This window comes from Shewanella surugensis, from assembly GCF_023284005.1.
In the GTDB taxonomy this organism is placed as follows: Bacteria; Pseudomonadota; Gammaproteobacteria; order Enterobacterales; family Shewanellaceae; genus Shewanella; species Shewanella surugensis.
On the sequence record NZ_JAKIKS010000085.1, the window covers coordinates 1 to 26,095 of the forward strand.

Genomic DNA, 26,095 nt, shown 5'->3' on the forward strand with positions numbered 1-26,095 from the left:
CAAACAGTGTGCGATATAATCGAAGGGGATTAAGCCATTCGATTACATCGAACATTGCTTGGAACAGCTATCTCCCCCCAACTGTGATCTCAATAGTCTCTTACCTTGGCACGTTAAACTAAGCAAGGCGTAGTTCGCCGGACGCTCACAGTACAAGTACAAGTACTGGTGTTATTCCTATGAGTCAGGACTCTTTCTACATAGGAAAGAAAGATGGTTCTCCGGGTCTAGGTGTGTCCCTTTCAAATAAAGCTGAAGTGTTTCGTGAGGCTAATGCGTTTTGCGAACAAAAGGGACTCGAAGTGAAAATACTTCGCGAAACAGTTACGCCAGCAGCACCTGCCCGCCTTGGATCAACTGAACTTGAATTTAAGTGTGTTCAAATTGGTGGGGCGGCGACTGCTTTACGGAAAGAACCAGATACAGTTGTTGAAATTAGAAATCATTAATAAGCGTAAAACATATATTAAGTCAATTAGATGGCTAACATTGCCACATTTGTTCAAAAGACTGCGCCAAGGAACTTATCAGAACCAAGTCATCGATGGTTAAATTTATACAAGTAGGCTGGTGTATTTAATGGGAATCAAGTAAATTAATCTGTTATTAATAGCTAATACAGTAAATTAGATGTGCGTCTGCTCTGGGTAAGAGCTTAGATTGCCATAATAACCGGCCCGCTTGTTAAGTAAGAGGTGTGGTAATCGAGCATGCGCACTATATAAAGGTTACACGGCAGGAGAATTTAATTGATACCTGATGGAATAGAAAAAACACATTTGGAGCTTGCGATCCAAGAAATTATTAAGGATGGAATTCCTGTTTCTAGAAAGTCTGTCCATTATGACTACCTGCATGGCAATAAGCGCTACCCTCCCAAGTATGTTATTTCATTAGCCGCTAAATATGCTTTTGGAAATGAGCTTCCACCTAATGATTTTAACGCCGTTAGGGCAAGAGACGACCTAAGAAGTAGAGGCCATACAGTTATAGATCGTCGTGATGGTGCATTGGATGTAATAGTCAGTGATGACGATGAGTCTTCATTTGCAGAAGGTAAAGAAAAGTACCGCCTTCACCGTTCAAAAGAACGAGATTCCAGCATTACCAGAAAGGCTAAGGCCGCGAGACTAGAAGACACAGGAACATTACCCTGCGATATTTGTGATTTTGATTTTTATAACAAATACGGAGAGCTGGGATTAGGGTTCATCGAAGCGTATCACAAAGTTCCAGTTTCGGAATTAGATGGAAATACTAAAACTAAAATATCTGATTTAGCTCTAGTTTGCTCAAATTGTCATAGGATGCTTCATAGGCAAAAATCAACAATCCATATTTCTGAGCTAAAGAAAATTATCAAGTCTTATGCAGCTTCCGTGTAACAGATAAGGATAGGCCGCGCGCAGCCGCTTCTCTGTTTTTAAGAAAGAGGCAAGTGTGCTCTCTATTAACATGAGGAGCCCGAAGGGAGCTAGGCCACCCATTATTATTGCTGAATGAATAAGTACACTGCTTTTCTTTTGAGATCCCCATCGGAAACGATAGAATATTTTCAATGAAGTATGAGGATAATAACTTCGCTAGGGGCGGCAGGGCTCTTTATTTCACAATCAGCAAGAGGGCATTGCCGCTGATCCCCTCTTGCCCCAGTGTGGATGGGAATCCACGACCTTAGTTTGCCGCAGGCAATGAATCTATTATGTTGCTCACCGCAGGTGAAAATAATAAACTTGTGCTGGCTACAATTTTGCCCAATATAACCTGACAGTTACCGAATTAAATAGGCCACTGTCAGATCAAGCTTGCGCGATTGACGTTGTGCACAGATCTGCTAATGCATGTTATCCAATGCTTAACTCGTCTAAATTATCTGGTAGCAGGCCTAATTGATTAAAGTGTAATAAACTAGCGTAGCCATTTTCTTTGGCTTGCTGTTTATATGTGTCGCTGTTTCCGTCTTCTTTGGTGTAACTGCAGTCGATGTTAAACGAGATGACTTTGCCGTTTTCATCCACCTTAAGCTCTCCACCACAAAACACACCGCTTTGTGCCATATCATTTTTTAAGGTGCCGAAGGAGTTGATACTAAATTCAGGATGATGAATTTTTTTCTTATCATCACTTGATGGGTTGGAGGGTTGTCGCCATGGGGCATGGCTGGCAACGTATAATTGCCCGTCTTTAATCACCCATTTGGTTTTACTTGTCTTGCCGCCATCATGATCAACTAAGTCCATTTTTTTCAGCATGTCTTGCTGGCTGGTGATTAAGCATGTTTCTTGTATGTCGATGTTATAATCAATCGTTGCTTTTTTATAGAGTTTGTCAATTTTACCCAGTTTTTTGCTGATGTTGGACGAGTCATCCAGTGATAAGTTGTTTTCGTTTATGTCAGTGCTAACAGAATCATAGTGAGTTAACGCGATTGTTCCTTGGCATTCGTTAATACGACGTTGGATATTAAGATCAGTCTGTGTCGTGTGCGAGTTAGTTGCTGAATTTGTAACCGAGTTGCTGGAGTCTAGGTAACTATCAATTTGTGCGATGAGGTTATCAATAAGAGTAAGTGCTTTTGTCATCTTATATTTTGTGATTGTTAATTTGACACGAATTATCATTGATGATTGATGTAAATTCAATGGGGAAAGTATCATACTTTTATATATTTATGTGCTTTGGAGCAGTCTTATAACACAGTTATAGCATGGGAGCGCAGCGATCGCAAGGTGTGGGGGGGAGCTTCGAATCGTCGCGCTGCGGCCTTTTTTTTGGCCCTCCGCCACATATAATGCAAAATCTCATCTGCGTTCGCTTTCGGGTTGACAGGTCGTTGTGTGGTTGCTAAAAAAGTAGTAACGGTTAATGAGTATATTTTATAACCGCCCTTATATGATTGCTTCCCGAATTCATCACTTTATGACAAAGGACAAAATATGTCAGATTATGAAATAATACCTGCGGATGGTTATAACCTTGAATATCGTCAGGATCATGCTACCTCAGATGGTTATATTTACAGTAACGCAGGTTCGGATGCGTCCACTTTTGCAGCGACGATTGAGCCCTATCTGCCCCGCTTCGTGTCATTTTCTGGTGCCTCCCAACAAGCTGAGGGGGCTGAAGATCCGTATAAATTTAGCAAAGGTACACTTGCCTCATCGATAGGCTATCCTGCGTGTTCCGTTATTTTCCCCTTTCCTCAAAAGCTGCCGCCGAGTATGCCGAAAACCTTGAAGCTTGATGCTGCAGGAGTGACGGTGACTCTTACTTTAATTGCCCGGCAAATTGAAAAAGAACCTATGGTGCCGGAAAATCTTCAATCAGATTTGATTTGGTTTAGCGCGACTATTGCCCGTCATACGCGTTTGACGTTGTTTGCGGGCTCAGTGTTACAAGTGATTGTTTCTCCCTCGGGGGATAAATATGGTTTGGTGTCAATTTTTGGAGAGACGCCAGCGGAATATCAAGTTAATGAGTTAAATGGTTTAGCCGGTTTGTCGTTGCCAAAAGGGTATAGCTATGAGAGTGAGCGGATCCTCGAAGATTTTACTTTTTATGCCAATAAATTAGCCTATATTGTCATCAATGAATATTTCAACTTTCAACGATATAAAGTGGGACCTGAGCAGCGGGATGAGGTAGGAGATATCCTAGAATAGGGATAATATTTGGCATCGTAGAAATGCTAGTTGCGGCAAAAAGACACCAATAAGCGAGTGGCTATTCCTCCATCTCTCGTTTGTTGTAGACAAGGATTAGTATCATTAATGACATGTTTTTAATCCTCCTACTAAGCTTATGGACTCGTAGATGTAGGAGGTTACTATGCCACTTCACTATGCCACGTTTAAGAAGAACGTAGCGCAGGTTAGAAGAGACACCCTGTGGATAGGTAACAGTAACTACCATTAATGGGGGTATTTTTATTTCTCCGACATCATTATCATTTTTAGAGATCGTTTTCAGTCACTTAAGCTTGAAGCTAAGGAAAGAAAATCATATTCCGCTTGATGATTGTGCTAATTGGATTGCTTCTGGTGTGTTTTGTCAGATATATTATCTGACATGTAATTCAACTGCAGCGGGACCCACCTTAGTAAAACGGCCTTTAAAACAGTGTGCTAGACTATCATGGACGGCGAATGAACTGCCATCTTGTATAATCACCTGCTTAAAACAAGGAGGCTATCTGTTGTTCCCAACAATCTGCTTTTGTAGGCGTAACATACTCATGTCAATTAACCGCTTCATAAAACAGAAAAACTCAGGTTTATAAAGTGGTTTATGAAAAGGCTTTACTGAATGTGGCTATGACTTAAGGAAAAAAAATAACGATGAAGATCGGCAATGGTATTAATGGATGAATGGGGCGAGTTATTTGTAATTATAAGCGTGGGGTAATCAGTGAGTCCGCAATGCCGACTTTAAATTGATTAAATACCCATTAAGAAAACAGGCCGAAGCTGGTGACTGAGTTTACTTGCTTCCTTAAAGGTCCTGTTGGAAGCCTGTCAGAGTTGACTGCTTATTACCTAACTCTAGTAAGTTTCCTTTTAAAAGATAAAAAGCATTCAGTAAAAATACCAAATAAAAAGAGAACGGAGCACTTTTCAGTGACTGTTGATATAAAGTTTTAACGATTAAAATAAAGTATTATTTGAAACCATATTTTATTTTAATATATCATATAATTATTGTCATTATTACTTGTGGTAAGTCAGTTTAGTTCTAGACCAAACCAACTATAACGTAACTTAAATAAGAATTAGTGAAGCTATAAATAAACTCAACTGCGTCATGATTACTGATTTCTTTAATGGTTATCGTGCTAAACTACATATAATTCAATATGTTGTTTGTATTCTGCATGGTCTGAACTAGACTTTGGTACAGGAAGTAATGATAAGTGATTATTTATCATTATAGGCAGGTAGAATAGTTGTATTATATTCTCATAATATTCTTACAATGTTCTTATTATATTCTCATGATAATTGATTATTAGGTTGTTCTAATGTTTGACTTAATTAAAACAACCCTCTAGGATACATTTTAATTAATTTGCAATCAGTAATATGAATTTCGAATTAATTTAAATCAACAATGCAAATGATGCCCTAAGAGAAAAAGACTTACTTTTGGCAAAGTTTATGTCTAAAAATAACTTTAATTTAATAAGGGAATTATTAATGAAGTCTAATAAAATAGCTCTTATCGCGTCAGCTTTACCACTTTTATTCTTACCTTTATTAGCTCAATCGGAAGCCATTAATAGCTTCGAACATGATAATACTAATAATCGTTATTGTGGCACTGAACATCCTAGTGATAAAGAAGCAATGATGAAGGAAAAGCATTTTCAGGATTTGCGAATAAAAGCATCAAGAAGCGCCAGCGATCTTCGAAGCATAGCTTCGGTTTCTGTCGATGTTTATATGCATATCGTTACTGATAGTAATAACAATGGCCAGGTATCCACTGCTGATATTAATGCACAAATGGTGGTACTCAATAGCGCTTATAGCACGACGCCTTTTACTTTTAATTTAGTCTCAACAGATGTTAGCCAAAATGACTCCTGGTTTAATGCCGGTTATGGCTCCAGTGCCGAGAGACAAATGAAAACGGCTTTGCGTCAGGGAGACGCCTCTGATTTGAATTTTTACACTAATAATGCTGATGGCTTATTAGGTTGGGCAACTTTTCCGAGTGATTATGCCTCTGATCCTAGTAATGATGGGGTAGTCGTGTTATTTGAGTCTTTGCCTAACGGCAGTGCATTTCCCTATAGTGAAGGGGATACTGGCACCCATGAAGTGGGACATTGGCTCGGTTTGTACCATACCTTTCAAGGCGGCTGCCGTGGCTCTGGTGACTTTGTGAGTGATACTCCTGCAGAGAGAAGTGCTGCCTATGGTTGTCCGGTTAACCGTGATAGCTGTACTCGTGGCACTAATGCAGCAGGACTGGATCCGATCAACAATTTCATGGATTACACTGATGATTCCTGTATGTATGAACTTAGCGAAGGTCAGTCAATACGCGCAGATGAGTTAAGCTCTACTTATCGAAATCTATAACTTTTGACCATTAGCGCTTAATTAAATTAATATTATTAAGCGCTTAATGCTCTGTCAATTTTCTTGTTAAAGTATATACCCGAGTATAATATATTTATTGTTTTCGGACCTCATATAGCATGACTAGAATAAAGCTGATAACACCCATATTAGTCATACTAATATGCTCATTTAATACTCATTCTCAAACGGGTCGCTTAAGAGTACCGGAATATGTTGAATGTCCTCGGGATCAGGTCAGTTCATGGCAGGGAAGGGTGATCACTTATCATCGCAGTAATAGCATGATTAGCTTAGTTATTGATACCGATGCTAATACCACGGAAAAGATTAAGATCCACTACACTAAACTGGAGCAATTATTCAAGCAACTATATCTTCGTGGCCAACCTTTCAAAGCGACAGATTGGCCAACCATAGAGCAAAGTAAGAGTATTATCCGAGATAATACCCTGGTTACTGTGTGGTTTTGTCAAAATAAGCAGTATCTATCACTGATAAACTGGCAGTCCGCTTCATAAGCTCCAAGACACCTAGAATTATTTGCTGAGTTAATGATTACAAACTAACTTATTAGGTAAGCGCTTATTATTCATGGATTAGAGTTATCAATGGAGCCAGAGTTCATTCAATCATTCGCTCTATTTTTCATGATCGAGCGAATCTATTACGGGTTATAAGCTAATCATCTTGATGTTATTACGGTTATTTTGTTCTTCTAAGGCGCATTGATGATAGTGAGTAAATAGGGCTTTTTGTTCGGGGTATTGCTTAATGCCGTCTTGGAAAACCCGTTTGGCTTGATAAAAACGTCCCATGTGGAGTAGGCATTGACCTAAGAGTAATTGGCCTGTGCTGTTATCGGGATGGAGATGTAATGATGACTCAAATAAGGCAAGAGCTTCATCAAATAAGTCGCTATCCATATAAAGCGAGGCTAAATGCTCCATTGCTTGAACGTTGGTAGGGTAAAGTTCAATGGCCTTTTGGTATAAATGAATGGCTTTATCGTGATGACCTTGGCGCTTTTCTCTATGGGCTTTTTTATCTAATGCATTAGATTTGGCAATGATCTGTGCACTATTTTGTCCAGTGTAGTGAACGTAATGCTCAAAATTGGCGTGCTTTAAATAATGAATATAGCCTTCAAGATCCTGTGGCGTCGGTTTTTTATGGGTTAATTTATGCCAATCTTGAAAACTGTCAATATCCATTTGAGAGTGTTGACTGGCAATATTATTGGGTGTAAGCAAGGACAGGGAGGGCTTATTGGTGCTGGCTTTATATAATATAGCGTGCGCGGTCATGCCAAGAACATCATTGTTGTCTAAGGCCACAATATGAACGGTGTACCATTGTAGGTGACTATTATTGATCAATATGTCACCTACTTGGATCTGTTGGGGAGATTGGCTGTTATGAGTACCAGCAAAACTGGAAGAATAGGGGATGAGTGAGTGAAATAGAAAAAAAAGTGACAGAGTAAAACGCATGGTGATCCCTATAGCAAGATTGTCATTAGCGGCATGGAATAAAATGCACCTTTCCTTATGACTGAGTTCTTATGATTGAGTAATATACCTCTTCAGATTATTATCTGTAAATAGTCAATTTATACAATTGCTTATCATTGTTTCTTGTTGTAGGAATGCCATTTTGTGAATATCAGATGGATCATTGCCCATAATGAAATAGATCACTATAGGCAATGCGTTATTTGTGGGTAAGTTTAGTTGCTGATCAGTTTATTAATAAGCGCTGTCATGGACAGATTGCACCGCACGCCCAGATGGATCGACGATGTTTTGTAAACTCTCATCCCAGGCCAATGCTTCAGGTGTTGAGCAGGCCACTGATTTGCCCCCTGGTACGGTTTCAGCGGCACTCGGTAGCGGAAAGTGTGTTTCAAAAAAGCCGCGATAGAAATACGCTTCTTTGGTTGTCGGTGTGTTGTACGGAAATTTAAATTCAGCACTGGCAAGTTGCTTATCACTTACCTGAATCTCGGCATGTTCTTTAAGGCCATCAATCCATGAATAGCCAACGCCATCACTGAATTGCTCTTTTTGACGCCATGTCACTTCTGCGGGTAATTTATGTTCGAAGGCTTGACGTAAAATATGTTTTTCTATGCGTCCATCTTTTGACATTTTTGCTTCAGGGTTGATCCGCATAGCGACATCCATAAACTCTTTATCAAGAAAAGGCACTCTTGCTTCTAATCCCCAAGCGGCCATGGCTTTATTCGCGCGTAGACAATCAAACAAATGCAGCTTATCGAGTTTTCTGACTAATTCTTCATGGAAAGCTTGTGCGTTAGGGGCTTTATGGAAATAAAGGTAGCCACCAAATAATTCATCGGCGCCTTCACCTGATAATACCATTTTGATTCCCATGGCTTTAATTTTTCGGGCCATTAGATACATAGGTGTTGCGGCGCGAATGGTGGTGACGTCATACGTTTCTAAATGATAGATCACATCCTTTAGGGCATCTAAACCATCTTGAAAAGTGAATGTCATTTCATGGTGTATGGTGCCAATAGCGTCAGCGACTTTTTTGGCGGCGATAAGATCAGGAGCGCCTTCTAGTCCTACAGCAAATGAGTGGAGTTGGGGCCACCAAGCATTGGTTTCACTGTCATTTTCAATCCGGTGTTTTGCGAAGGTTTGGGTGATGGCTGAGATCACTGAAGAATCCAATCCACCTGACAGCAGGACACCATAGGGGACATCTGACATGAGTTGACGTTTAACGGCAGCTTCTAAGGCGTCACGCACTTCTTCGATACTGGCAGGGTTGTCAGCAACTTCTGAAAACTCTCTCCAATCGCGTTGATAATAACGTTGCGGCTGGCCTGAATCGCTGCTGAGGTAATGACCTGGGGCAAAAATATCAACGGTTTTACAAACAGGCATTAATGCTTTCATCTCTGAGGCGATATAAAATTGTCCGTCGACGTCGCGTCCGGTATATAGCGGAATAATCCCCATATGATCCCGACCAATAAGGTAGCTGTTTTTTGTTTTATCGTAGAGGACGAAAGCAAAAATCCCGTTAAGCTTATCAAGAAAATCAACGCTATATTCTTGATATAGCGCTAAAATAACTTCACAATCTGATAGGGTTTGATATTGATATTTGTCCCCTAATGCAGCTTTTAATTCTTTGTGGTTATAGATTTCTCCGTTGACCGCCAATATAAGATTGCCATCTTGACTGATTAAGGGCTGAGCACCGTTATCGATATCAACAATCGCGAGTCGTTCGTGGGCTAAAATGGCATTATCTGAGCTGTAAATACCAGACCAGTCGGGTCCACGGTGACGGAGTAACTTTGACATTTCAAGGGCAACTTGACGTAATGCCGTCACATCCGAGTGAATATCTAAAATGGCAAATATTGAACACATATTGAAAACTCCTAAACATGGTAATCTGGTATTGAATTGAACCTACTGTGACATTAAGTGACTTTTTTCTCAAATATAAAAACATCAAATACTCATTAAAAAGCCGTTTTTCACTGGTTAATTATCACTATTTTAATCATAAAATTAAATAATCCTCATTAAAATTACATTTATATTGTGGTTTAATAAAAAAATAGACTGAGATGAGGCGAGTATTAAAGGTTCTACAATGAATGATATAAAAGTGTAATGATCAATATTAGTGGTTTTTTTGATGCGTTATTTGAATAAATCTGAGTGAAATGTTGTCTATGGGTTGTATTCTTGTTTTATCTTTATCTTTATCTTTATCTTTATCTTTATCTTTATCTTTATCTTTATCTTTATCTTTATCTTTATCTTTATCTTTATCTTTATCTTTATCTTTATGGTGCTTGATTGGTGCTTGTATCGGTTATTGGCTTTCATGTCATTGCTTCCCAAACCTGCTGTCTCTGCAGCAGGTTTGGAGTGAGCAATGTGACTTAACCATTTATTTTTTAAGGGCTAGGTTTTAAGCCCTAGGTTTGCAGGCATTACGCTTGAAAATGTTAAGGCGTTATGGCTGGATGTGCAGGTCTCAATGAATAAAACTCCGTGCCTCCATAATAACCTGGCCAGTCGTGATTATTGGCTAATTCGTTGGCGGCTTGATAGTAAATGGTGAGATCTTCGAGTGCGCCGCGTAGATCCCAATCCTCTCTATATTCATCGCATATGTCATGGTAGCAGCCCTGCATATTTTTCTTCATTTGTTCTTTTTTTAATGATGTTGCCGCATCTATGGGTTGATTCCCCCCGCCAGCAAAGACCGCAGGAACGCCTTTTTGTGCGAAACTGAAATGATCAGAGCGAAAAAAACCACCCACTTCCGGGTTGGCTTCACTGATGGCATGTCGCTCTTGTCGAGTGGCATTCTTAATCAGATAGTTCTCGAGCTCTGATTTTCCTTTACCAATGATAATGTAATCTTTGGTTGGCCCATAGATGTTGCTGCTGTCTAAATTAAAGACCGCAACGGTAGCATCCAAAGGATATAAGGGATGCTGAACATAATAACGTGAGCCTAATAATCCTTGTTCTTCACCTGTGGTCGCAATAAAAGTGATAGAACGTGCTAAGGGGCCATTTTCTTTTATTTGTTTGATAAATTGCCGAGCAATGGCGAGCATTCCTGCTGTGCCTGACGCATTATCGACGGCCCCATTATAGATATTGTCTCCTGTTTTTTGTTTATCGGTACCGATATGATCCCAATGGGCGGTAAATAAAACATGCTCATTTGTTTGATCTGTACCCGGTAAGGTGGCAATAACATTGTAGCTAGTCGAATATTCGACTTTATTTTTAAAAGCGATAGAGGCGGTCATGTTTAAGGGTAAATTAATCTCGCTTGCTGATGCTCTATCTAATAAGTTTTTAAGCGGGAGACCTGCATTGTTAAAGAGTTGCTTAGCTTTATCAAAAGTGATCCAGCCTTCTATGTTCACGCGATTGTTTATTGCTGTGTTATTGGTCTCTTCATTGTTCGCCTTTTCATTATTGGGCTGCAAATCTTGTTGGGGTCCATTCCAGCTATTAACAACAACAGACCAAGGGTAGCCAGCAGGTTTTGTCTGATGAATAATGATAGCGCCTAAAGCACCTTGACGGCTGGCTTCTTCAAATTTATAGGTCCAGCGACCATAATAACTCATTGCTTTGCCGCCAAATAAATCACTTTCTGGGTGAGAAAAACCAGGATCGTTGACTAAGATCAACGCAATTTTTCCCTTCATATCAAGGTCACGATAATCATTCCAATGGTATTCTGGGGCATTGATCCCATAACCGACAAAGACTAAAGGGGCGTTGCGTATGCTAATTGTTTCTTTATCATGGCGACTATTGAGTATGATGTCTTGTTGGTTATTGAGGCTCAGTTCGCCTAAGCTAATGACTTGTTGCTCTGAAGCGGCATAACTTATCATTGGAACGGCTTGTAAGTAATCTTTACCATTGGGTTTAGTGAGCCCCATTTCTCCAAAGGAGCGGGTAAGAAACTGTAACGTGAGTTTTTCTCCACGGGTGTTGGGCGCTCGACCTTCAAATTTATCGGATGAGAGGATTTTGATATCTTGACGCAAATGAGATTCATCAAATAAGGTGTTGGATGCAGTGTCATTAGGACTGCAAGCAATGAGTTGTGTTAATAATAAAACGGATAAGAACACACGCATATTTATTTCCTGTTATTTTTATCACAATTAGGGGCAATATTAAATATATTCAGATGAGCATTTTGCGCTAATCTTATAGGCTACTGAAGATTAATAGTGTAAGAGAATGTGATTGAGGATTGTTTTTATTTGATTCTGCCATTGAAAAATAACGTTTTTTTAAATTATTAAACAATGTTAATATCAACAGCGTAATCGAAAATATGATTAGGCCTAAAGGGTTCTTGGTTGATGTCACTTAAACTGCTTACCCCACTGGTGACCAATACCGTTTCTAATCCAGCTTGAAAGCCTGCAAGAATATCAGTATGCATATTATCGCCAATAATAATGGTGTTATCTGAATGGCCTTGAATATGATTAAGTGCCGAGCGGATGATCCAAGCACTGGGTTTTCCAACATAGAAGGGCTTACGGCCGCTGATCCGCTCAATGGGTGCACATAAGGCCCCGCAGGCTGGGCTATAAGAAGGGCCGTGAGTATCAGGATTTGTGGCAATGAAGCGGGCGCCTTCGGCGACAAACTTGGCTGCTTTGTGGATCATGTCCCAATTGTATGAACGGGTTTCACCGACGATAACAAAGTCGGGATTAATGTCAGTAATCGTAAAACCCGCTTTATAGAGTTCATGGGTTAATGCACCCTCGCCAATCACATAAGCTTTACTGCCATCTTGATGCTTTAAAAAATCTGCGGTAGCCATTGCTGAGGTATAAAAATGAGACTCTGGAATATTAATGCCGGCCGCGCCTAATCTATTTTGCAGATCTTTGGCCGTTTGTACGGGGTAATTGGTTAATAAGACGAGAGGGTTACCTTGCTTTAAAATACGTTGAATGAACACATCACTGCCGGGAATAAGCTTATTATCGTGTAACAGCACACCGTCGATATCGCATATAATACTTTTCATTGATTATTTCCACTTGGTCTCATAATAACTCCAGTTGAGTATATCATTTTTTTAGTGTTAAGCGGCAATGGGTAGGGGGGGGAGAAGATATGGAACTGCGAAGGTTTTTTGTTTAATGGATTTGTTCTTAAGGGAATGCTAGCCACTGACAGAAAAGTTTCAGTCAGTGGCTAGTATAACAATCATTATGGTTGACTAGTCAGGTGCATACCCGTTGATCGGTAGGCATTTATCATCTAAATAGGCTTGATTTGAGCGCATATTTAGTCGACCTAAACTGAACCATTTTATGACTATAGGATAAATAGCATGCTCTTGTTCATAGACCCGCGCAGCCAGAGTATCAACGCTATCATCTTCATAAACGGGGACTTTGGCTTGCAAGATAACCGGGCCGGCATCCAGCTTTGGAATGACAAAATGGACACTGGCCCCATGTTCTTTATCATCTGAGTCTAATACCGATTGATGCGTATGCAGTCCGGTATATTTAGGTAATAAAGACGGATGAATATTGAGCATTTTACCTTCATACTGCAGCACGAGATCATCACTTAAAATCCGCATAAAGCCGGCCAATACGATCAAATCAGGCTGATATTTATCGATAGCGATACTCAGGCGCTTATCATACTCAATGCGTGTTTCATTTTGATGAGGGATAATGCAACTGGTATTGATCTCATTAATATGAGCACGTATTAATCCGTAGGCATTAGGGTTGTGACTGATAACACCGACGACTTCAGCTTGTGGGTTATCATCGACAGTATCCATTATGGCTTGTAAGTTACTCCCACCACCCGAAATGAGCACTAAAATACGACAAGGCTGAGCCATTAGATTATCTCCACTTGCTCATCAGTCTCTTGACGGTTGGCAATATGGCCGATAAGCCAAGCTTGCTCGCCTTCTTGGGCGAGTAAGGCCAATGCGGCTTCAACACGATCTTCAGGCAATGCGATTAGCATACCGACACCACAGTTAAACGTGCGGTACATTTCAAATTCGTTGATATTGCCTTTTTCCATTAACCAGTTAAAGACGCTGGGCCACTGCCAAGATTTCCCTTGAATGATGGCTTTACAATCATCGGGTAAAACACGAGGGATATTTTCCCAAAACCCACCACCAGTAATATGTGCCATGGCATGAACATCGGATGCTTCAATGAGTTTCAGCAACGATTTGACATAGATTTTTGTGGGTTCAATCAAGTGATCGATTAACGGTTTACCTTCAAGGTGGCTTAACGGATCGACACCGCTGACTTCTAACACTTTACGGATGAGTGAGAAGCCATTAGAGTGAGGACCGCTTGCGGCTAAAGCGATGAGGGCATCTCCCGCTTTTACTTTGCTGCCATCGATGATGTCTTCTTTCTCGACCACGCCCACACAAAAGCCTGCGAGATCATAATCTTCACCTTCGTACATGCCGGGCATTTCAGCTGTTTCACCACCAATTAAGGCACATCCTGATTGCTGACAACCTTCTGCAATACCATTCACCACCGATGTGGCGGTCGCAACGTCAAGTTTTCCTGTTGCATAGTAATCGAGAAAAAACAATGGCTCAGCACCAGAAACGATTAAATCATTGACACACATGGCAACGAGATCGATACCGACAGTGTCGTGTTTTTGGTGATCAATAGCGAGTCTTAATTTAGTGCCAACTCCGTCAGTGCCTGATACCAGTACTGGGTGCTTATATTTAGTGGGAAGTTCACATAGGGCGCCAAAGCCTCCTAAGTTGCCCATGACTTCAGGGCGATGAGTGCGTTTAACAGCAGACTTGATGTTATCGACAAGGGCGTTACCGGCATCAATATCGACACCTGCGTCTTTATAGCTCAATGGAGTAGTTGGAGTGCTCACGAAGATCCTCTCGGGTACGGGTACATCGTTATAGGATTTTATGCGGCGTTATTCTACCAGTTTGCGCTTGAGCTCGAAAGCCATGTTTTGTGTTTTAAAGCGTGATAAGGGCTCATATATGGAAATTTTATGTTTTAGATCCAGAACAAATAAACTAAGATTGTGCTGATAAGTGGTGGTTTCAGTCATAGAATAAATTAAAAGAGGATAAATGTATGAAAGTCGTTGAAGTCAAGCACCCTTTAGTTCGTCATAAAGTGGGATTGATGCGTGAAGGTGATATAAGTACTAAACGTTTTCGTGAATTGGCTGCCGAAGTTGGCAGTTTATTAACCTATGAGGCTACTGCGGATTTTGAAACTGAAACGGTGACTATCGAAGGTTGGAATGGTCCTGTAAAAGTGGAACAAATTAAAGGTAAAAAAGTGACCGTTGTGCCTATCCTGCGAGCGGGACTTGGAATGATGGATGGGGTGTTAGAGCACCTTCCGAGTGCACGTATTTCGGTTGTTGGTATATATCGTGATGAAGAGACCTTACAACCTGTACCATATTTTGAAAAGTTAGCCAGTAATATTAATGAGCGTATTGCGCTCGTTATTGATCCTATGTTGGCGACGGGGGGCTCAATGATTTCAACGATTGATTTATTAAAAGACAGAGGCTGTATCGCGATTAAAGCCTTAGTGCTCGTGGCTGCGCCAGAGGGTATTGCGGCATTAAAAGAGGCCCATCCAGACATAGAACTTTATACAGCGGCTATCGATGATTGCTTAAATGAGCAAGGCTATATTCTACCGGGACTCGGTGATGCAGGCGATAAAATTTTTGGCACTAAATAAGTAGTAGCCCATTAATAAGCGATAAGCAGTACTATTATTAAACCATCTTAAATCGGTTTAGGGATAAAAAATAAGGGAGCCTAGGCTCCCTTATTTTATGCGTTATATTATCTTTTTTAAGACTAAAGGACCATCGCGGCAATCCAGCCAAAGACCAGTAATGGAATATTGTAATGAATGAACGTTGGGATCACACTGTCATTAATGTGATCATGTTGTCCATCGGCGTTTAACCCCGCTGTCGGGCCTAAGGTTGAATCTGATGCGGGTGAGCCTGCATCACCTAAGGCTGCGGCAGTACCCACTAGTGCAATCGTGGCGGGAACAGAAAAGCCAAACCCTAATGCAAGCGGCACATAGATAGTGGCGATAATCGGGATTGTTGAGAAGGATGAGCCAATGCCCATGGTGATGAGAAGTCCAACAAGTAGCATTAAAAAGGCGGCAAGGGCTTTATTATCCCCAATAAGGTGATTCAGTGACGCGACTAGGGTATTCACATCGCCGGTGGCTTTTATGACGGCGGCAAAGCCAGCTGCCGAAATCATGATAAAGCCGATATTGGCCATCATGCGTACACCTTGATTAAAAATATCTTGATCGGCCACATGTTTGAGCGCGCCAGAAAAGCTAAAAATAATGAAACCCATTAAGGCACCAAAAATCATAGAGCCAGTAAAAATTTGCACTGTGAGTGCTGAAAGGATAGCCACTAACGCGATAATAATATTTTTCTTTTGTATTTTTTCTTCAGGCTCTGCTTTTAAAATGGCAGATTCACTGTATTCTCTTGGTTTACGATAGCTAATAAAAACAGCCGTTAATAACCCGACTATCATTCCCATTGCGGGTAATAGCATCGCAGTAGGAATTTGCTCGCGAACGGCATTGAGTCCATTGTTATTTAAATTGGCGAGCAAAATGTCATTTAAGAAAATACCACCAAATCCGATGGGAAGGATCATGTAGGTAGTGACTAAACCAAATGTTATCACGCAGGCAACAATTCTTCTATCTAATGACAACCTAGATATAACATGTAATAGTGGCGGGATCAGGATCGGAATAAAGGCAATGTGGATGGGGATCAGGTTTTGTGATGAGATAGCCATGGCTAAAATGGCTAATAATAATCCCCAGCGTACCTTTGTCAAATTGGATGAGTTGTGCTCTTGACCTAATGCACTAATGACTTTTTGAGAGATTAATGTGGTGAGTCCTGAATGTGATAGTGCGACGGCAAAGGCGCCTAACAATGCGTAACTTAAGGCAATTTTAGCACCACCGCCTAAGCCAGTATTAAAAGCATTGACCGTATGCTGTAAATCGATACCGCCGACTAATCCAGCGACAAGCGCACTAATGGTTAATGCGATAACGACATTGACTCTGGCGACGCTGAGCACCAGCATTAAACAAACGGCAATTACAACGGCATTCATAGGTTTCTTTCTTATTGTTTGAGTGACGGAAAGGCCTATAGTTTGACGGTAATTTTTTTCTTGTCCAGTGTTAATGGTGTGCTACTGATATATGAGAAGCCTACATTGATAGATAAAATTATCATTCACCTTAACTTTTTAAGGAAATAATGCGAACTATTTGTGCACCTAATCGCTATTTAAATTTTAATTTATCGATATTTTCCTCAAATAGGTTGTACCTCGTCATACACTGCCTATAATGCCATTAGCTTTTCATGCATGATCTTATTCAATCCATAGATGGAGATATAAAATGAGCGTATTAGTAGGCCGTTCGGCACCTGATTTTACTGCCGCAGCAGTTCTTGGTAATGGTGAAATTGTTGATAGCTTTAATCTAACTGAAGCGATTAAAGGTAAGCCAGCGGTTATCTTTTTCTACCCACTTGATTTTACTTTTGTTTGCCCTTCAGAGTTGATCGCTTTTGATCACCGTATTGAAGAGTTCACAAAGCGCGGCGTTGAAGTGATTGGTGTTTCTATTGATTCTCAGTTCACTCATAACGCATGGCGTAATACCCCTGTTGACCAAGGTGGTATTGGACCGGTTAGATATACCTTAGTTGCTGACGTTAAACATGAGATTTGTAAAGCTTATGATGTTGAGCATCCTGAAGCGGGTGTGGCTTTCCGTGGTTCTTTCCTTGTTGATAAGGCCGGTCAAGTTCGTCACCAAGTCGTGAATGATTTACCGCTTGGGCGTAATGTTGATGAAATGCTACGTATGATCGATGCACTTCAGTTCCATGAAGAGCATGGTGATGTATGTCCAGCGGGTTGGGAAAAAGGCGATAAAGGTATGGACGCAAGTCCAGCAGGTGTTGCTTCATACCTAAGTGAGAATGCTGCCGAGCTATAATGGTTGGGAAGTAGAATAAAAAAAGCTGCGATTATCGCAGCTTTTTTTATGCTTTTTTATCGATGAGATAACATGCACAGGAGCTTAGGTCGTGATTGACGCATCTACCGGAGAATGATCGCTGTTTTCGTCACCGTCATTTTGTTGAGGTTCATTAGCCAATGGCCAACCCCCTAAACTTTTCCAGCGATTAACGATAAGGCAAAACAGCTCAGCTGTCCGCTCTGTGTCATATAAGGCCGAATGAGCTTGTTTGTTATCAAATTCAATTCCTGCGATAGAGCATGCTTTTGCGAGAACAGTGTGACCTATAGCAAGCCCTGCAAGGGTGGCGGTATCAAAAGTGGCAAAAGGATGAAAGGGAGTGCGTTTTAATCCATTTCGTTCAATGGCTTTGGTGACAAAAGCATGATCAAAGGCCGCATTGTGGGCGACTATGATACTGCGATGGCAGTCAGCGGCTTTTTGTGCTTTTTTGACGTCTTTAAATATTTCTAAAAAAGCGTGTTTCTCATCAACTGCACCTCGAAGAGGATTCGTCGGATCGATTCCGTTAAAGGCTAACGCTTCGGGCTCAAGGTTTGCTCCTTCAAAAGGCTCAATATGATAATGCAGTGTTTTATCGAATACTAAGTTACCTTCATTATCCATCTTTAGTAGCGTCACAGCAATTTCCAGCAACGCATCCGTTTGAGCATTAAATCCAGCGGTCTCTACATCAATGACGACGGGAAAGTAGCCTCTAAAACGGTGTTTCATTTTATGCGCGTCGCAAATGTCAGTCATTCAGTTATCCTAATAATTTATCTGAGGCTATTATACCCAAGCGACTTGAAGATACCAGTTTGCGCTTTACCCAAATAGCTTGGGTATAAATTAAAGAAATTGTTCAATGGGTCGATAGCTAACATTATTAGATTGTTGAGGTGAGCTTAGTATGTGGCAACGTGTTTTTTTGGCTCTTATTGGTTGTTTATCTTTTTCACTTCAAGCGGAATTGAGGCATTTTGTTGCCGATATTGAAGTGTCGCAGTGGCATCTTAGTCAAGATAATCCTCTATCTTGTCAATTGGAACATGATATTCCTGCTTACGGAAAAGCGGTATTTACCAGTCATGCCAGTAAAGAAAACAATTTAAATTTTTCTTTAGATATGTGGATAAAGCCCAATAAGGTGACGCAAGTTCAACTTATTAGTATTGCACCAACATGGCGGCCAGGAAAAGTCAGTGAGCCGATCACAGCATTAAGTTATCAACAGTCTTTTAACGGTGAAGTGTCAGATGGTATTGCTTGGTCTATGTTGACTCAACTTAAATCAGGAATGCAGCCGACATTTTATTATAATGATTGGTACAATGCGCAAAACCAAGTTGCTGTAGGTTTATCTTCCGTGAACTTTAATGCGGGTTTTCGGGCTTTTAAAGCCTGTGTAGCGAAGTTATTGCCTTATTCTTTTGAGGATATTGCTTTCACAGTACTTAGCTATCGTGTGGGAAGTAAGGAACTGACCTCTTATGCTCAATCTCAGCTCAATAAAATTAAAGCTTATTTTGTTTTTGATCCTAGTGTTGAACTGGTTTTAATCGATGCTTACAGTGATAGTTATGGCTCTCGGAGCAGTAATCAAACATTATCTCAGCGAAGAGCCGACGCTGTTAAGGCTTTATTGATGGAAAGTGGCATTGAAGAAGGACGCATTTTGACTGTTGCTCATGGGGAAAAACGGTATGTGGCGTCTAATCGTTCGATGGATGAAAGAGCTAAAAATAGACGGGTGGTGATTCGGATCACTAAATCTTAATTGATAAAGATAGTGGCAGTGTTTTTATCTATAGCCATTAAGTTTGTGTTTTATAATTGTTTGATTGCGTGAATAATGTACTAATTACATTTTGTGACAGTGATATTAATGATAATTAATTATTTAAAATATACCAAAAAAGTGAATGCTGCATCTATTTATGATCATTAAGGTTAATGTTGTGTTTTTATTAAAAAAATGGCCCGTTGAATAATCAACGGGCTGCAAGAATATATTTGCAATCAACAAATTGAAGGAAGGAAGTCAAGCATAAGAAGCTGTGGAAACACTTCTGTGATTACTCACTAAAGCATAATGCTCTCTGTTCTCATATCTGCTAGCAGACACTTCCTGAGAACGTAATAATGATAGCGTTATATTCTACTGGTCACAAACGAGAAAAACTGCGTTTATTAATTAGTATTTCTAATCAATTGATGATGTGTTATATCAATAAAAATAACCGTAATAATGATAACTTAATGAATTTAAATTAAATATTTTTAAATTATGTTTTTATCTCTATTATTTAATGTTATCACTTTATTAATCATTAATTAATGAGTAAGGCGTAGCATTTTCTCCTTTTCGTTAAATAACTTCTGAATTTGAAGAGTGACTCGACTAAAGTTCAACTTATTGTTTTTGATTGATTAGTGCTTGTTCGGTTGGCAATTTATCTTTGACTCTGGCGGTGTAAGTGTCAGGTATTCTTTTTTTTATATCATTTGTTTTGTTAAGTATTCTGACATCGAGTGATGCCTGAGCATTCACAATTGGTTATAGGCTAGGTATAGTAGGCCTTTATTTTGACTTAGATTGGCGTTTATTAAAGTGATGTTTAGCTGGCCCATTTTTATTTACTATGAAGACACCGATGCCGGTGGTGTGGTTTATCATGCTAACTATTTAAAGTTTTTCGAGCGTGCAAGAACTCAGTGGTTAAATGCGTTAGGCATCAGCCAGACCGATTTATTGGCTGGAGATCGGGCTTTTGCAGTCAAACATGCTGAACTCGATTTTTGTAAACCTGCAAGATTAGAACAGAACTTAATTGTTGAAACTAAGGTCAACAAGGTTAAGCGTGCATCTTTATTGTTTGAGCAAAGAATCATCGATGAAGACGGTGTTGTATATTGTAAGGGGATGATCTTAGTGGCTTGTATCTCATTATCTCAAATGAAACCCAAAGCTATACCAAAACATATTATAAAGGAGTTTTCCTGTGGATGCTGATATCTCTTTAATAGGTCTATTTTTACAGGCTAGTTTACTCGTTAAATTTGTGATGCTAACCCTGTTAGCGCTGTCTGTTATGTCTTGGGGCGTCATTTTTCAACGCAGGAAATTACTGGCTGCAGCGAAAACCCAAACGGAAAAGTTTGAAGACAAATTTTGGTCAGGTGTTGATTTAAATAAATTATATCAGGAGCTATCGGCACGCCAAGATAGCAATACCGGGACTGAATTACTCTTTGTTACGGGGTTTAAGGAATATGCGCGTTTAAGTAAATTAAATGGCCGGTTTCCTGAAGCCGTTATGGACGGTAGTTATCGTGCGATGAGAGTGTCTCTTTCAAGAGAGTTAGAGAGCTTGGAAACCCATTTACCGTTACTGGCTACTATTGGCTCAACGAGCCCTTATATCGGTCTCTTTGGTACGGTATGGGGTATTATGAATTCTTTTATTGCGCTTGGTGCGGTTGAAAATGCCACACTTGCGATGGTGGCACCAGGCATTGCAGAAGCGTTGATTGCAACAGCTATGGGATTATTTGCCGCTATACCAGCTGTGATTGCCTATAATCGCTTTTCGACCCAAGTCGAAAAAATTGATATGGCTTATGCTAACTTCATGGAAGAGTTTTCCAGTATATTGCATCGTCAAGCCTACAGTGAAAAGGAACAAGCATGATGCAGCAGGGTTATCAACGAAAACGTCGTCGTCCAGTGGCTGAGATCAATGTTGTGCCTTATATCGATGTTATGTTGGTGCTCTTGATAATTTTTATGGTGACGGCACCCATCGTGACTCAAGGGGTCAAAGTTGATTTGCCTCAAGGGGCTGCTGAATCTTTGCCTGCAGATAGTAAGCCTCCGGTCGTTGCCTCTATTGATGCCCAAGGTGAATATTATTTAGATGTGGGTAGCGTCAGTAATCGTGAAACTTTAAGTCTGGATGATATTGCTATTCGAGTGGCGGCCATTATTCAGCTTGAACCGCAACGACCCGTTGTGGTGAAGGCTGATAAAAGTATTACTTATGAGAAAGTCATCCAATTGATGGTGACGTTGCAAAATGCAGGTGTTCCTTCTGTGGGCTTAATGACTGATGCGCAAGAGGATAAATAGGTGGCTAAAAAATCCAAATTAAGTATACCCATTTCGATTTCTGCAGGTATACACATCGGCGTTATTGCTCTTTTAGCATTGAATCTGGATTTCGTCGATAAACCAGAGGTGATACCTCAGGTAAGTGCCCCTGCATTACGCGCTGTGATTATTGATCAATCTAAAGTGACGCAGCAGGTTGAAAAGTTAAAAGCACAAAAATTAGCGGCACAACGTAAAGAAAAGTCTCGTCTGGAAGAGCTTGAACGGCAAGCGGATCAAGCCCGTAAAGACAGAAAGCAAGAGCAGTTAAAAATAAAAAAACTTGAGCAGCAACGTCAGCAAAAAGAGAAGGAAACGGAGCAAGCTTTGGCTGCAGCGAAAGCGGCGAAGTTAAAGCAACAGCAAGCATTAGAAAAAGCACAGCAAGCTGAAACTCAACGTAAACAGAAGGAAAAGGAACGTCAGGTGGCAGAAGCTGCAGCCCAGCAAGCTGTTGAAAAGCGCAAACAAGAAGAAGTCGCAGCGAAAAAAGTGGCGGATGAACGTAAGAGAAAAGCCGCTGCCGAACGTAAACGACAAGCAGAAGAAAATGCCCGTCGTGAACAAGAACAAATGATGCAAGACGCGTTAGAAAAGGAGCAAGCTAGCTTATCTAGCCTTAAAAATAAACAGCTAGTGTCTGAGGTGAATAAGTACCGCGCCATGATAAAAGCGACGATTGAGCGAAATTTAATCACCAATGAGTCAATGCGAGGTAAGAGCTGTAAAGTGTTTGTCCGTTTAGCTAAGGATGGTTTTGTTACTGCTGTGAAAACATTAAGTGGTGATAATGTCGTCTGTCGAGCGGCTAAAACAGCGATTACGAAAGCGGGACGTTTGCCTGTTTCGGCAGAACCGGATGTTTATGAAAAGTTAAGGGAAATCAACTTAACTGTGTCTCCCGATAAGTTTAATTAAAGGATTCTTATGAAAGTATTAGGAAAATGTTTAGTTTTAATACTTGTGCTTTGTTCAGCGCCTGTCAAGGCGGCATTGGACATTGTTATAACCGAAGGGGTTGATGCAGCCCGCCCCATTGTTGTTATGCCGTTTAAATGGGAAGGGCAGGATCCCATGCCCTCACAGATTTCTGATGTAGTGACATCGGATTTGGCCCGAAGTGGGACATTTCATCCCATTGATACTTTTGGTTTACCGCAAAAGGGTATTTCAGGTGTCACTGAATTTAACACTGCTGCTTGGGCTAACGTGAGCGCTGAAGCGGTGGTGATGGGGTCGATAAAACCCTATGGAGCTGGTAAATATTTAGTGAGCTTTGATTTAATTGATTTAGTTAAAGCACAGCAAAATCCAGCTGCGACGAAAAATGATTTATTACTCGATACTCGTGAAGCGGTGATTACTCAAGCTCAGTTTAGACAATATGCTCATAGGATTAGTGATATTGTTTATGAGCAATTAACTGGCATTAAAGGCGCATTTTTAACCCGAATAGCTTATGTCGTGGTCGAGTATGGTGCAAAATTTCCTTATCGTTTGATGATTGCGGATTATGATGGTTACAATGAACAGATGTTACTTCGCTCACCTGAACCGTTAATGTCACCCAGTTGGTCACCCGACGGTAGGAAATTGGCTTATGTGAGTTTTGAAAATAAAAAGTCAGAGATTTATATACAAGATATTTATACACAAGTACGGACTAAAATCACGAGTTACCCCAGTATTAACGGGGCTCCTTCTTTTTCTCCCGATGGGAAGAAGTTAGCGATTACACTTTCAAAAGATGGTCAACCTGACATTTATATTGTGGATATTGCAACCAAGGCCTTGACTCGTGTCACCAATCACTATGCTATCGATACCGAAGCTAGGTGGTTTCCAGATGGTAAGTCTTTACTTTTTACCTCTGAGAGAGGTGGAAGGCCACAATTATATCGAGCGTATTTGGGTACCGGTAAAGTGTCCCGTTTAACCTTTGAAGGTGAATGGAATCTTGGCGGGGCGGTGATGCCTGATGGACGCAGTATTGTATTCGTGAACCGGACGCAAGGTAAATTTCATATTGCGAGAATGGATTTAAAAACGCGCTTTATGCAAGTGTTGACGGAGACGCGTCTAGACGAATCTCCAAGTATTGCACCTAATGGTACCATGGTTATTTATGGGACAACTTATCAAGGTAAGCAAGTATTGGCGGCTGTATCAATGGATGGTCGTTTTAAAGCAAGATTACCAATGGGTCAAGGGGAAGTGAAATCACCTTCTTGGTCACCATTTCTCTAACTAAACAATAAGATTAAGGATTTAATAATGGATTTAAATAAGCTGTTTAAAGCAATGTTGGTTGTACTTCCGATTATGGCTGTGAGTGCTTGTAGTTCAACTTCGGAAACAGAGACCGATGCAACAAGTACTAATGGGACCACATCAAGTGAATCGGCTGCAAATGGTGTACAAACGGGTGGCGTGGCTCCAATCGTGTCACCAGAGGAGCAGCAACGTCTTAAATTCCAAGAGCTAAGAAAAGAAAATGTGATTTACTTTGAATTTGATAGCAGTGCTGTATCTCCTCAATTTGAAGAGATCTTGAAAGCACATGCGGCTTATTTAGTTGAGCATTCAAATGTGAAAGTGGTTATTGAAGGCTATACCGATGCGCGTGGTACACCTGAGTACAACATTGCTCTAGGTGAACGTCGTGCTAAGTCAGTGACTAAATACCTACAAGGTATGGGTGTATTACCAAGTCAAATGAGTATCGTCAGTTATGGTGAAGAAAAACCTGCTGATACTTCACGCTCTGATGCTGCATTTGCACAAAACCGCCGAGCCATTTTAGTTTATTAATAAGGTAACAGGGTTTTTCTTATGAAAGTCGCCGCATTTATTGCGGCAATATCCCTTACAACAGGCGCTGCTTTTGCAGCGCCTGCTCCTGTTGAGGATATTGCTACTACTTCAAGCTCTATTAATACTAGAGTGGCAAAGTTAGAAAGGATTATTAAAGCAAAACAACAGAGTGAATTTGAGATGCAGCAACGCTTAGATGCTTTGCAGCAAGATGTCTTGGATTTACGGGGATTGACTGAGGAGCAAGGTTATCAAATGAACCAAATGCTTCAACGTCAAAGGCAGTTGTATGATGATATCGCGAATTTATCCAGTGGGTCTTCTTCCGTTGTGTCTTCTCAAGATGAAACGATGACACCAGTGTCTAGCTCGTTGGGAGAAACGGCGAGTTATGAAAAAGCGGTTAACTTAGTTCTTAAAGAAAGAAAGTATGAGGATGCTATTCCTGCTTTTCGTCAATTTATTATTGAATATCCTCAGTCGACTTATGCCGCTAATGCGAACTATTGGCTAGGGCAGCTGTTATATAACAAAGGAGATTTAGCGGGAGCGCAGAAGGCCTTTACGACGGTGGTCGGAAAGTATAAAAATTCGACTAAGCGTGGTGATAGTATGGTGAAGTTAGGCATGATTGCTAAAAAGCAAGGTAATAATGCTAGCGCACGTAAATTCTATCAAAATGTTATTAAAGAGTACGCAAAAAGTGCAGCCGCCCGCATTGCCGAACAAAAATTAGGCGAGCTTTAGTTTGACATAATCTAAAAAATAATCTTCTCGATGGTTTTTCATGCAACTGGTCAAAAAGGCTTAATTTACGCTTGCATGAAGAGATTAAAACGGTATTATAGGCGCCCTCAGAACGAGATAGGTATTTGAGGGAGTCAAATAGTTTGTTGGTGATTAATGCCTTATAGGTTATCTATCTCTGACATTTTAGATTTGATTTTGATGGGTCGTTAGCTCAGTCGGTAGAGCAGTTGGCTTTTAACCAATTGGTCGAAGGTTCGAATCCTTCACGACCCACCACTTTTTATGAGAATAGATTGAATTTATTCAGTTTAGATTTGAGAAGTGTACAAACATGTGATGAACAAGATGGGTCGTTAGCTCAGTCGGTAGAGCAGTTGGCTTTTAACCAATTGGTCGAAGGTTCGAATCCTTCACGACCCACCACTTTTATGAGAATAGATTGAATTTATTCAGTTTAGATCTGAGAAGTGTACAAACGTGTGATGAACAAGATGGGTCGTTAGCTCAGTTGGTAGAGCAGTTGGCTTTTAACCAATTGGTCGAAGGTTCGAATCCTTCACGACCCACCACTTTTATGAGAATAGATTGAATTTATTCAGTTTAGATCTGAGAAGTGTACAA

24 protein-coding genes and 3 tRNA genes are annotated in these 26,095 nt (G+C 40.5%); 18 read left to right on the top strand and 9 right to left on the bottom strand.

The window, feature by feature from the left end:
- Window positions 1–179: 179 nt before the first annotated feature.
- Both L2764_RS18250 and L2764_RS18255 read left to right on the top strand, forming a co-directional pair.
- Entirely contained in the window at window positions 180–449 is a 270-nt protein-coding gene (locus L2764_RS18250; RefSeq protein ID WP_248941762.1) for a hypothetical protein, read from the top strand.
- A gap of 300 nt (window positions 450–749) precedes the next feature.
- Complete coding sequence (locus L2764_RS18255) at window positions 750–1,385, top strand: HNH endonuclease (RefSeq protein WP_248941763.1); 636 nt, start codon at window positions 750–752, stop codon at window positions 1,383–1,385.
- Between the two features lie 459 nt (window positions 1,386–1,844).
- On the opposite strand, the gene L2764_RS18260 is transcribed toward L2764_RS18255, so the two are convergent.
- Window positions 1,845–2,582, bottom strand: a complete 738-nt coding sequence (locus L2764_RS18260; protein WP_248941764.1) for a hypothetical protein — start codon at window positions 2,580–2,582, stop codon at window positions 1,845–1,847.
- Between the two features lie 354 nt (window positions 2,583–2,936).
- Here L2764_RS18260 and L2764_RS18265 point away from each other — a divergent pair, with 354 nt between their 5' ends.
- From L2764_RS18265 to L2764_RS18275, 3 genes are all read left to right on the top strand, one after another.
- Window positions 2,937–3,662, top strand: coding sequence for a hypothetical protein (locus L2764_RS18265; protein ID WP_248941765.1), 726 nt, complete (start codon window positions 2,937–2,939; stop codon window positions 3,660–3,662).
- A 1,530-nt stretch (window positions 3,663–5,192) separates the two neighbouring features.
- A complete protein-coding gene (locus L2764_RS18270; RefSeq protein ID WP_248941766.1) occupies window positions 5,193–6,083 on the top strand; it encodes a zinc metalloprotease in 891 nt (296 codons plus the stop codon).
- A gap of 119 nt (window positions 6,084–6,202) precedes the next feature.
- Entirely contained in the window at window positions 6,203–6,604 is a 402-nt protein-coding gene (locus tag L2764_RS18275; protein ID WP_248941767.1) for a hypothetical protein, read from the top strand.
- Between the two features lie 153 nt (window positions 6,605–6,757).
- Here L2764_RS18275 and L2764_RS18280 read toward each other — a convergent pair whose 3' ends face one another.
- From L2764_RS18280 to purM, 6 genes are all read right to left on the bottom strand, one after another.
- Window positions 6,758–7,576 carry a tetratricopeptide repeat protein gene (locus tag L2764_RS18280; RefSeq protein ID WP_248941768.1) on the bottom strand — a complete coding sequence of 273 codons (819 nt, stop codon included), beginning with the start codon at window positions 7,574–7,576 and terminating at the stop codon, window positions 6,758–6,760.
- 255 nt (window positions 7,577–7,831) lie between these two features.
- Window positions 7,832–9,496, bottom strand: a complete 1,665-nt coding sequence (gene asnB / locus L2764_RS18285) for an asparagine synthase B (protein WP_248941769.1) — start codon at window positions 9,494–9,496, stop codon at window positions 7,832–7,834.
- Window positions 9,497–10,086: 590 nt separating this feature from the next.
- Entirely contained in the window at window positions 10,087–11,754 is a 1,668-nt protein-coding gene (locus tag L2764_RS18290) for a M28 family metallopeptidase (RefSeq protein ID WP_248941770.1), read from the bottom strand.
- Between the two features lie 167 nt (window positions 11,755–11,921).
- Window positions 11,922–12,668: an HAD-IIA family hydrolase gene (locus L2764_RS18295; protein ID WP_248941771.1), complete on the bottom strand. Its 747-nt coding sequence runs from the start codon at window positions 12,666–12,668 to the stop codon at window positions 11,922–11,924.
- Window positions 12,669–12,863: 195 nt separating this feature from the next.
- Window positions 12,864–13,508 (bottom strand): phosphoribosylglycinamide formyltransferase, encoded by a 645-nt coding sequence (purN, locus tag L2764_RS18300; RefSeq protein ID WP_248941772.1) that lies wholly within the window; start codon window positions 13,506–13,508, stop codon window positions 12,864–12,866.
- Window positions 13,508–14,548, bottom strand: coding sequence for a phosphoribosylformylglycinamidine cyclo-ligase (gene purM, locus L2764_RS18305; RefSeq protein ID WP_248941773.1), 1,041 nt, complete (start codon window positions 14,546–14,548; stop codon window positions 13,508–13,510). The genes purN and purM overlap by 1 nt, the downstream gene beginning before the upstream one ends.
- A 215-nt stretch (window positions 14,549–14,763) precedes the next feature.
- Here purM and upp point away from each other — a divergent pair, with 215 nt between their 5' ends.
- Window positions 14,764–15,390, top strand: coding sequence for a uracil phosphoribosyltransferase (gene upp, locus L2764_RS18310; protein ID WP_248941774.1), 627 nt, complete (start codon window positions 14,764–14,766; stop codon window positions 15,388–15,390).
- Window positions 15,391–15,512: 122 nt separating this feature from the next.
- Here the strand turns inward: upp and L2764_RS18315 are convergent, their stop codons facing one another.
- Window positions 15,513–16,832, bottom strand: a complete 1,320-nt coding sequence (locus L2764_RS18315) for a Na+/H+ antiporter family protein (protein WP_248941775.1) — start codon at window positions 16,830–16,832, stop codon at window positions 15,513–15,515.
- 295 nt (window positions 16,833–17,127) lie between these two features.
- Here L2764_RS18315 and L2764_RS18320 point away from each other — a divergent pair, with 295 nt between their 5' ends.
- Window positions 17,128–17,733 carry a peroxiredoxin C gene (locus tag L2764_RS18320; protein WP_248941776.1) on the top strand — a complete coding sequence of 202 codons (606 nt, stop codon included), beginning with the start codon at window positions 17,128–17,130 and terminating at the stop codon, window positions 17,731–17,733.
- A gap of 84 nt (window positions 17,734–17,817) precedes the next feature.
- On the opposite strand, the gene rnt is transcribed toward L2764_RS18320, so the two are convergent.
- Complete coding sequence (gene rnt, locus L2764_RS18325) at window positions 17,818–18,519, bottom strand: ribonuclease T (RefSeq protein WP_248941777.1); 702 nt, start codon at window positions 18,517–18,519, stop codon at window positions 17,818–17,820.
- A 151-nt stretch (window positions 18,520–18,670) separates the two neighbouring features.
- On the opposite strand from rnt, the gene L2764_RS18330 reads away from it, so the two are divergent.
- The 11 genes from L2764_RS18330 to L2764_RS18380 all read left to right on the top strand — a co-directional run bounded on the left by L2764_RS18330 (window position 18,671) and on the right by L2764_RS18380 (window position 26,043).
- Window positions 18,671–19,537 (top strand): flagellar protein MotY, encoded by an 867-nt coding sequence (locus L2764_RS18330; protein ID WP_248941778.1) that lies wholly within the window; start codon window positions 18,671–18,673, stop codon window positions 19,535–19,537.
- An 834-nt stretch (window positions 19,538–20,371) separates the two neighbouring features.
- The gene (ybgC, locus tag L2764_RS18335) at window positions 20,372–20,773 is read left to right on the top strand and encodes a tol-pal system-associated acyl-CoA thioesterase (protein WP_312018365.1); all 402 of its coding nucleotides are present in this window, start codon (window positions 20,372–20,374) and stop codon (window positions 20,771–20,773) included.
- Window positions 20,763–21,452 carry a protein TolQ gene (gene tolQ / locus L2764_RS18340; protein WP_248941779.1) on the top strand — a complete coding sequence of 230 codons (690 nt, stop codon included), beginning with the start codon at window positions 20,763–20,765 and terminating at the stop codon, window positions 21,450–21,452. The genes ybgC and tolQ overlap by 11 nt, the downstream gene beginning before the upstream one ends.
- Window positions 21,452–21,889 (top strand): protein TolR, encoded by a 438-nt coding sequence (gene tolR, locus L2764_RS18345; RefSeq protein WP_248941785.1) that lies wholly within the window; start codon window positions 21,452–21,454, stop codon window positions 21,887–21,889. The genes tolQ and tolR overlap by 1 nt, the downstream gene beginning before the upstream one ends.
- Complete coding sequence (gene tolA, locus L2764_RS18350) at window positions 21,890–22,828, top strand: cell envelope integrity protein TolA (RefSeq protein ID WP_248941780.1); 939 nt, start codon at window positions 21,890–21,892, stop codon at window positions 22,826–22,828.
- A gap of 9 nt (window positions 22,829–22,837) precedes the next feature.
- Window positions 22,838–24,157 carry a Tol-Pal system beta propeller repeat protein TolB gene (tolB, locus tag L2764_RS18355; protein WP_248941781.1) on the top strand — a complete coding sequence of 440 codons (1,320 nt, stop codon included), beginning with the start codon at window positions 22,838–22,840 and terminating at the stop codon, window positions 24,155–24,157.
- Window positions 24,158–24,184: 27 nt separating this feature from the next.
- Complete coding sequence (pal, locus tag L2764_RS18360; protein ID WP_248941782.1) at window positions 24,185–24,721, top strand: peptidoglycan-associated lipoprotein Pal; 537 nt, start codon at window positions 24,185–24,187, stop codon at window positions 24,719–24,721.
- A gap of 21 nt (window positions 24,722–24,742) precedes the next feature.
- Window positions 24,743–25,471, top strand: coding sequence for a tol-pal system protein YbgF (gene ybgF, locus L2764_RS18365; protein ID WP_248941783.1), 729 nt, complete (start codon window positions 24,743–24,745; stop codon window positions 25,469–25,471).
- Window positions 25,472–25,674: 203 nt separating this feature from the next.
- A tRNA-Lys gene (locus L2764_RS18370) sits at window positions 25,675–25,750 on the top strand.
- A 71-nt stretch (window positions 25,751–25,821) separates the two neighbouring features.
- Window positions 25,822–25,897 (top strand) — tRNA-Lys (locus tag L2764_RS18375).
- A gap of 70 nt (window positions 25,898–25,967) precedes the next feature.
- Window positions 25,968–26,043: transfer RNA gene (locus L2764_RS18380), tRNA-Lys, on the top strand.
- Window positions 26,044–26,095: the final 52 nt, after the last annotated feature.

Bases quoted from the DNA above. Each gene is read 5' to 3' on its own strand.
- L2764_RS18250 (WP_248941762.1), top strand. From the start codon at position 180: ATGAGTCAGGACTCTTTCTACATAGGAAAGAAAGATGGTTCTCCGGGT.
- L2764_RS18260 (WP_248941764.1), bottom strand. From the start codon at position 2,582: ATGACAAAAGCACTTACTCTTATTGATAACCTCATCGCACAAATTGAT.
- L2764_RS18265 (WP_248941765.1), top strand. From the start codon at position 2,937: ATGTCAGATTATGAAATAATACCTGCGGATGGTTATAACCTTGAATAT.
- L2764_RS18270 (WP_248941766.1), top strand. From the start codon at position 5,193: ATGAAGTCTAATAAAATAGCTCTTATCGCGTCAGCTTTACCACTTTTA.
- L2764_RS18275 (WP_248941767.1), top strand. From the start codon at position 6,203: ATGACTAGAATAAAGCTGATAACACCCATATTAGTCATACTAATATGC.
- L2764_RS18280 (WP_248941768.1), bottom strand. From the start codon at position 7,576: ATGCGTTTTACTCTGTCACTTTTTTTTCTATTTCACTCACTCATCCCC.
- asnB (WP_248941769.1), bottom strand. From the start codon at position 9,496: ATGTGTTCAATATTTGCCATTTTAGATATTCACTCGGATGTGACGGCA.
- L2764_RS18290 (WP_248941770.1), bottom strand. From the start codon at position 11,754: ATGCGTGTGTTCTTATCCGTTTTATTATTAACACAACTCATTGCTTGC.
- L2764_RS18295 (WP_248941771.1), bottom strand. From the start codon at position 12,668: ATGAAAAGTATTATATGCGATATCGACGGTGTGCTGTTACACGATAAT.
- purN (WP_248941772.1), bottom strand. From the start codon at position 13,508: ATGGCTCAGCCTTGTCGTATTTTAGTGCTCATTTCGGGTGGTGGGAGT.
- upp (WP_248941774.1), top strand. From the start codon at position 14,764: ATGAAAGTCGTTGAAGTCAAGCACCCTTTAGTTCGTCATAAAGTGGGA.
- L2764_RS18315 (WP_248941775.1), bottom strand. From the start codon at position 16,832: ATGAATGCCGTTGTAATTGCCGTTTGTTTAATGCTGGTGCTCAGCGTC.
- L2764_RS18320 (WP_248941776.1), top strand. From the start codon at position 17,128: ATGAGCGTATTAGTAGGCCGTTCGGCACCTGATTTTACTGCCGCAGCA.
- rnt (WP_248941777.1), bottom strand. From the start codon at position 18,519: ATGACTGACATTTGCGACGCGCATAAAATGAAACACCGTTTTAGAGGC.
- L2764_RS18330 (WP_248941778.1), top strand. From the start codon at position 18,671: ATGTGGCAACGTGTTTTTTTGGCTCTTATTGGTTGTTTATCTTTTTCA.
- tolR (WP_248941785.1), top strand. From the start codon at position 21,452: ATGCAGCAGGGTTATCAACGAAAACGTCGTCGTCCAGTGGCTGAGATC.
- tolB (WP_248941781.1), top strand. From the start codon at position 22,838: ATGAAAGTATTAGGAAAATGTTTAGTTTTAATACTTGTGCTTTGTTCA.
- pal (WP_248941782.1), top strand. From the start codon at position 24,185: ATGGATTTAAATAAGCTGTTTAAAGCAATGTTGGTTGTACTTCCGATT.
- ybgF (WP_248941783.1), top strand. From the start codon at position 24,743: ATGAAAGTCGCCGCATTTATTGCGGCAATATCCCTTACAACAGGCGCT.